Source organism: Skermanella sp., assembly GCF_059503625.1.
Map to the genome: position 1 here is coordinate 1 of NZ_JCACHA010000995.1, position 6,288 is coordinate 6,288.

Below are 6,288 nucleotides of genomic sequence, written 5' to 3' on the forward strand. Positions count from 1 at the left end.
CGGGAAGTTGATCAGCGCCTTGCCGAACTGGACACGGTCCTGGGCATATTTCAGGCCCAGTTCCAGCGCGTTCTGGGCGACGCCGGTGGCGCGCGCCGCCGTCTGGATGCGGGCGCTCTCGAACGTCTCCATCAGCTGCTTGAAGCCCTGGCCCTCGACCCCGCCCAGCAGGTTGGCGACCGGGACCTCGAACTCGTCGAATCCGATCTCGTATTCCTTCATGCCGCGATAGCCCAGCACTTCGATCTCGCCGCCGGTCATGCCGGTGGCGGGGAAGGGCTCCTCCACAGTGCCGCGCGGCTTTTCCGCCAGCAGCATGGACAGGCCGCGATAGTCGGTCGTGTTCGGGTCGGTCCGGACCAGCAGCGTCATCAGGTCGCTACGCGACGCGTGGGTGATCCAGGTCTTGTTGCCGGTCACCTTATAGACGTCGCCGTCGCGGACGGCGCGGGTGCGCAGCGATCCCAGGTCGGAGCCGGTGTTGGGTTCGGTGAAGACGGCGGTCGGCAGGATCTCGCCGCTGGCAAGCAGGGGCAGCCACTTCTCCTTCTGCTCCTGCGTGCCGCCCAAACGGATCAGCTCCGCCGCGATCTCCGACCGGGTGCCGAGCGAGCCGACGCCGATATAGGCCTGGCTCAGCACCTCCGATACGACGCACATCGACGTCTTGCCCATGCCAAGACCGCCGAACTCCTCCGGCACGGTCAGGCCGAACACGCCCAGTTCGGCCATCTGCTCGACCACTTCAAGCGGGATCAGCACGTCGCGCATATGCCAGTCATGGGCATTGGGCACGACCACGTCCTGCGCGAACCGGCTGAACTGGTCGCGGACCATGTCCAGCGTCTCGTCTTCCAGGGCCAGCTTGCCGAAGTTGTGATGGTCGGAGACAAGCTCCGCGATCCGCAGGCGCACGGGTGCGGCAGCGCCCTTGTCGATCAGCGTCGTCACCGCCGGGGTGCGGTAGGCTGCCAGAGCCTCCGCCGGAATGCCGAGGTCGCCTGGACGGACGATCTCCACCTGACTGAGCGGGATGCCGCCGGTCAGCTGCGCCAGATATTCGCCGAAGGCGGCCTGAAGGATCAGGCTTTCCAGTTCGGTCAGTTCGCCGGACGCTTCGAGCCGGCTGGCCCAGCCCAGGATCTGCCGAAGGCCCTCGACATATGTCGCCATCCAGGCATAACCATGGGCGGCGGTCTGGTTCGCTTCCAGCAGATCGGCGTCGATCTTGCCTCCGGCGGGGGCCACGATCGCCAGCACGGAGGTCCGTGCGGCTTCGAGCAGCCGTTCCGCCGCAGGCAGCGCTTCGGCGCAGAGCGGCAGCAAGCCGTCGAGGACCGGATTGGCGGCTGTGGGAGAATCGAGCTGGACGGCAACGCTGGTCATAAGGAACTCCGTATACTAAATCCGGGCCGGGTCAAAAATGCTGCCCCGCAAAATGCGGGATAGTGTGCACTGCGTCAATGAAACAATGGAACGATACGGGAGCCAATCAAGCAATGATCGCGAATGAGCAGGGAGCCCAATCGATCGGCCGCCGGGAGTTCCTGGGAGCCGCCGCCGCGACCGCGCTGATCGGTGGCAGCTTGGCAGCCGGCGGCGGACGCCTGACGTCTCCCGCATCGGCCCAGCAGCGGTTGCGCTTTCCCGAGGGCTTCCTGTGGGGTACGTCGACGTCGTCCTACCAGATCGAAGGCGCTGCCAACGCCGACGGCCGGGGGCCGAGCATCTGGGATACGCTGAGCCATACGCCCGGCAAGGTGCTCAACAACGATACCGGCGATGTCGCCGCCGACCACTACAATCGTTACCTTGAAGACGTGACGCTGATGGCCGACGCCGGGTTGAAGGCCTACAGATTTTCCTTGGCGTGGCCGCGAATCCAGCCGACCGGGACAGGGCCGGCGAATGCCAAGGGACTCGACTTCTACGACCGTCTGGTCGATGCGCTGCTCCGCCGCGGCATAGAGCCGTGGCCCTGCCTGTATCACTGGGACCTGCCGCAGGCGCTTCAGGATCGCGGCGGCTGGACCAACCGCGATATCGCGGACTGGTTCGCCGATTACGCGCTGATCGTCGCCGGGCGGATCGGCGACCGTGCCAAGAACTGGGTGATGCTGAACGAGCCTTCCGTCGTCGCGATCTTCGGGCATGGCGTCGGCGGCCACGCTCCCGATCTCCGGGGACGAGAGAATTTCTGCGCCGCGATCCACCACCAGAACCTTGCCCAGGGGCGGGCGCTCTCGGCACTCCGGGCTGTGGGAGCCAAGGACTGGAAGCTCGGCACCGTGCTCAGCGTCCAGCCGGTCAAGCCGTCTCCCGGCAACGATGCCAACCGTCACGCGGCGGCGCAGTGGGACGCGGTGTGGAACAGGTCGTGTCTGGGCCCGCTTTTCAAGGGGCAGTACCCCGACAGCTTGATCGCCGACTTCAAGCCGCTGATCAAGCAAGGCGACATGGAGGCGATTCGCCAGCCGGTCGATTTCCTGGGGCTCAACTATTATAGCCGCATGCATCAGGTGACCGATCCCGGCGGGTTGTTCGGCACCAATTTCGGGCCGTCGCCGGAGGGGACCAAATACACCGACATGGGGTGGCCGGTCGAACCGGAGGGGCTTTACGAACAGCTCATCGACTTCCGCGACAACTACGGCAACATCCCCGTCTACGTGACCGAGAACGGCGCTTCATACGGCGACTGGGTCGGCCCGACCGGCAAGGCGGAGGACGGCGGCAGGATCTTCTACATCCGCGACCACCTGCTGGCCTGTCACCGCGCCATCAAGGACGGCGCCAACCTGAAGGGCTATTTCGTCTGGACCCTGCTCGACAACTTCGAATGGGGGTTCGGCTATACCCAGCATTTCGGCTTGGTGCAGGTGGACCGCGAAACCATGCAGCGCCGGCCGAAGGCAAGCTACTACTGGTACGGCGATGTGGCGAAGTCGAACGAGGTGCCGGTTTGAAAGAAGGCCGGCGGAAGGCATTCCTTCCGCCGGCCCCATCGGTCGGTCGGCCGTCTACGCCTCGACCACGTCTTCCAGCGTCCGCAGACCCGGCCGCGTGGCGTTCACCAGCACGGCCATGTTGCCGGGCTTGTGCTCGTTGCGGAGCATCTTGGTATGGGCGCGCGGGATGTCGGCCCAGGAGAAGACCTCCGACATGCAGGGGTCCAGCCGGCGCTCGATCACGAGCTGGTTGGCTTGGCTGGCCTGAAGCAGGTTGGCGAAGTGGCTTCCCTGGATTCGCTTCTGGCGCATCCACACGAAGCGGGCGTCGAAGGTCAGGTTGAAGCCCGACGTGCCGGCGCAGAACACGACCATGCCGCCGCGCTTCACGACGAAGCAGGAGACCGGGAAGGTCTGCTCGCCCGGATGCTCGAACACGAAATCGACGTCGTTGCCCTTGCCGGTGATGTCCCAGATCGCCTTGCCGAAGGGGCGGACCCGCTTCATGTACTCGGCATAGGCGGCGCTGTCGTCGACGTCGGGCAATTGGCCCCAGCAGTCGAAGTCCTTGCGGTTCAGCACGCCCTTGGCGCCCAGCGACAGCACGAAGTCGCGCTTCGTCTCGTCCGAGATGACGCCGATCGCGTTGGCGCCCGCCGTGGCGATGAGCTGGATCGCCATCGACCCGAGACCGCCCGATGCGCCCCAGACCAGGACGTTGTGGCCGGGCCGCAGGATGTGCGGGCGGTGCCCGAACAGCATGCGGTAGGCGGTCGCCAGCGTCAAAGTGTAGCAGGCGCTCTCTTCCCAGGTCAGGTGAAGCGGCCGGTGCATGAGCTGACGGGCCTGGACGCGGCAGAACTGGGCGAAGGAGCCGTCCGGAGTCTCGTAGCCCCAGATGCGCTGGGAGGTCGAGAACATCGGATCGCCGCCGTTGCACTCCTCGTCGTCGCCGTCGTCCTGGTTACAGTGGACCACGACTTCGTCGCCGACCTTGAAGCGCTTGACCTTGGAACCGACCGCCCAGACGATGCCCGACGCATCGGAGCCGGCGATGTGGTACTCGGCCTTGTGGACGTCGAACGGGGAGATCGGCTTGCCTAGACCGGCCCAGATGCCGTTGTAGTTGACGCCCGCCGCCATGACGAGGATCAGGACCTCGTCCTGTCCGACTTCCGGAGTCGGAACGACTTCGAGCTGCATGGCCTGTTCTGGTTCGCCATGGCGCTCGCGCCGAATGGCCCAGGCGTGCATCTTCGCCGGCACATGGCCCAGCGGCGGGATCTCGCCCACATCGTAGAGGTCCTTGACTGCCGGACCGGCCGGCCGGGTTATGACGTTCGCTGCCTCGGACATGCCTTATTCCTCGAAACTTTTTGCCGCAGAATGCTTGGGTAACGGTCGTCCCGACGTTTGCTGCACTTGCGTCGCCGTCGGAAACGGCCAGGATTGAAAAGCCTGTGGTTCTTGGCGTTTCCGCGATCTAAGCAGGATAATCCTTCCGATGCAACGCACAATACGGTAAATTGTTTCACTAGCCGCCCGGCTTCACGAAACTATCAGTCCGGTTCGGCTTAGGGCAGGTCGACTCCGGCCTCATGAAATGTCCATTGGTCTTAAGAACGATCCGTCCGGAGACCGAAATATGGTGCATTGCAATGGAAATGGGCCTGCTTGCCCGGTAGCGTACCGGAATGATGGCGTAGTTGCATTGGCCGGCTGATATGCGGCGATGCGGTTGATCGGGCTTACGAACCGAGCATGAAGGGGATAGCGCAGTAATGACTGGACATCGCGACAAGCCCTGGCTGATCCGGACATATTCCGGCCATTCGACGGCGGCCGCCTCCAACGCGCTGTACCGCACCAATCTGAAGCGGGGCCAGACGGGGCTTTCCGTCGCTTTCGACCTGCCGACACAGACCGGCTACGACAGCGACCACCCCCTGGCGAAGGGCGAAGTCGGCAAGGTGGGCGTTCCCGTCTGCCATCTCGGCGACATGAAGACCCTGTTCGACGGCATCCCGCTGGGCGAGATGAACACGTCGATGACGATCAACGCCACGGCTCCGTGGCTGCTGGCGCTCTACATCGCCGCCGCCGAGCAGCAGGGCGCCAGCCGCGCCCAGCTTTCCGGGACGACGCAGAACGACATCATCAAGGAATACCTCAGCCGGGGCACCTACATCTTCCCGCCGGCTCCGTCGATGCGCCTGACCACCGACATGATCGCGTTCACCTATCGCGAAGTGCCGAAGTGGAACCCGATGAACGTCTGCTCCTACCACCTCCAGGAAGCGGGAGCGACGCCGGTCCAGGAACTGGCCTATGCGCTGGCGACCGCGATCGCCGTGCTCGACGCGGTGAAGGAGGCGGGACAGGTCCCGCCGGAAGATTTTCCGCAGGTGGTCGGCCGAATCAGCTTCTTCGTCAATGCCGGCATCCGGTTCATCACCGAGCTGTGCAAGATGCGGGCGTTCGCCCGCCTGTGGGAAGAGATCACCCGCGACCGCTACGGCATCCAGGACGAGCAGTTCCGCCGCTTCCGCTATGGCGTCCAGGTCAACAGCCTGGGCCTGACCGAGCCACAGCCCGAGAACAACGTCTACCGCATCCTGATCGAGATGCTGGCCGTCGTCCTGTCCAAGGACGCCCGCGCCCGCGCGGTCCAGCTTCCCGCCTGGAACGAGGCGCTGGGATTGCCGCGTCCGTGGGACCAGCAATGGAGCCTGCGCCTTCAGCAGATCGTCGCGTTCGAGACGGACTTGCTGGAATACGGCGACCTGTTCAACGGCAGCCACGTGATCGATGGCAAGGTCGAGGAACTGATGGCCGAGGCGCTGGAGGAACTGGCGCGAATCGACGCCATGGGCGGCGCCATCGCGGCGGTCGAGTCCTCTTATATGAAGCAGCGGCTTGTCGAATCGAACTCGAAGCGGCTCTCCGCCATCGAGTCGGGCGAGCAGATCGTCGTCGGCGTCAACAAGTTCACCGAATCGGCCCCATCGCCACTGACAGCCGGCGATGATGGCGGGTTCCTGGCCGCCGATCCGCAGGCGGAGGCCGATCAGCTCGGTCGGCTGGAAGCCTGGCGTGCCGCCCGCAACGATGCCGAGGTCCAGGCGGCGCTGGCCGAACTGGGAGCAGCCGCCCGCGAAGGCCGCAACATCATGGAGCCAAGCATCCGTGCCGCCCATGCCGGCGTCACGACCGGCGAGTGGTCGGCCGTGCTGCGCGAGATATTCGGTGAGTACCGGGCGCCGACAGGTGTCGGCAAGGCGGCAGCGGCGGCAGGCGCTGGGGCCGACGGTCTGGCCGTCGTCCGCGACCGGGTGACGGC

At 65.1% G+C, this 6,288-nt stretch carries 4 protein-coding genes; 2 read left to right on the forward strand and 2 right to left on the reverse strand.

Annotated features, from left to right (window positions below):
• Positions 1-1,386: acyl-CoA dehydrogenase family protein (locus tag AC5JJ6_RS36420; RefSeq protein ID WP_496046719.1), on the reverse strand; the 1,386-nt coding region annotated here is incomplete at its 3' end.
• 113 nt (positions 1,387-1,499) lie between these two features.
• Here AC5JJ6_RS36420 and AC5JJ6_RS36425 point away from each other — a divergent pair.
• On the forward strand, positions 1,500-2,966 hold the full coding sequence (locus tag AC5JJ6_RS36425; RefSeq protein WP_496046720.1) for a GH1 family beta-glucosidase: 1,467 nt from the start codon (positions 1,500-1,502) through the stop codon (positions 2,964-2,966).
• A 54-nt stretch (positions 2,967-3,020) separates the two neighbouring features.
• Here the strand turns inward: AC5JJ6_RS36425 and ccrA are convergent, their stop codons facing one another.
• Complete coding sequence (gene ccrA, locus AC5JJ6_RS36430; RefSeq protein WP_496046721.1) at positions 3,021-4,304, reverse strand: crotonyl-CoA carboxylase/reductase; 1,284 nt, start codon at positions 4,302-4,304, stop codon at positions 3,021-3,023.
• A 425-nt stretch (positions 4,305-4,729) separates the two neighbouring features.
• On the opposite strand from ccrA, the gene AC5JJ6_RS36435 reads away from it, so the two are divergent.
• The coding region (locus AC5JJ6_RS36435; RefSeq protein ID WP_496046722.1) for a methylmalonyl-CoA mutase family protein at positions 4,730-6,288 on the forward strand (1,559 nt) is incomplete at its 3' end.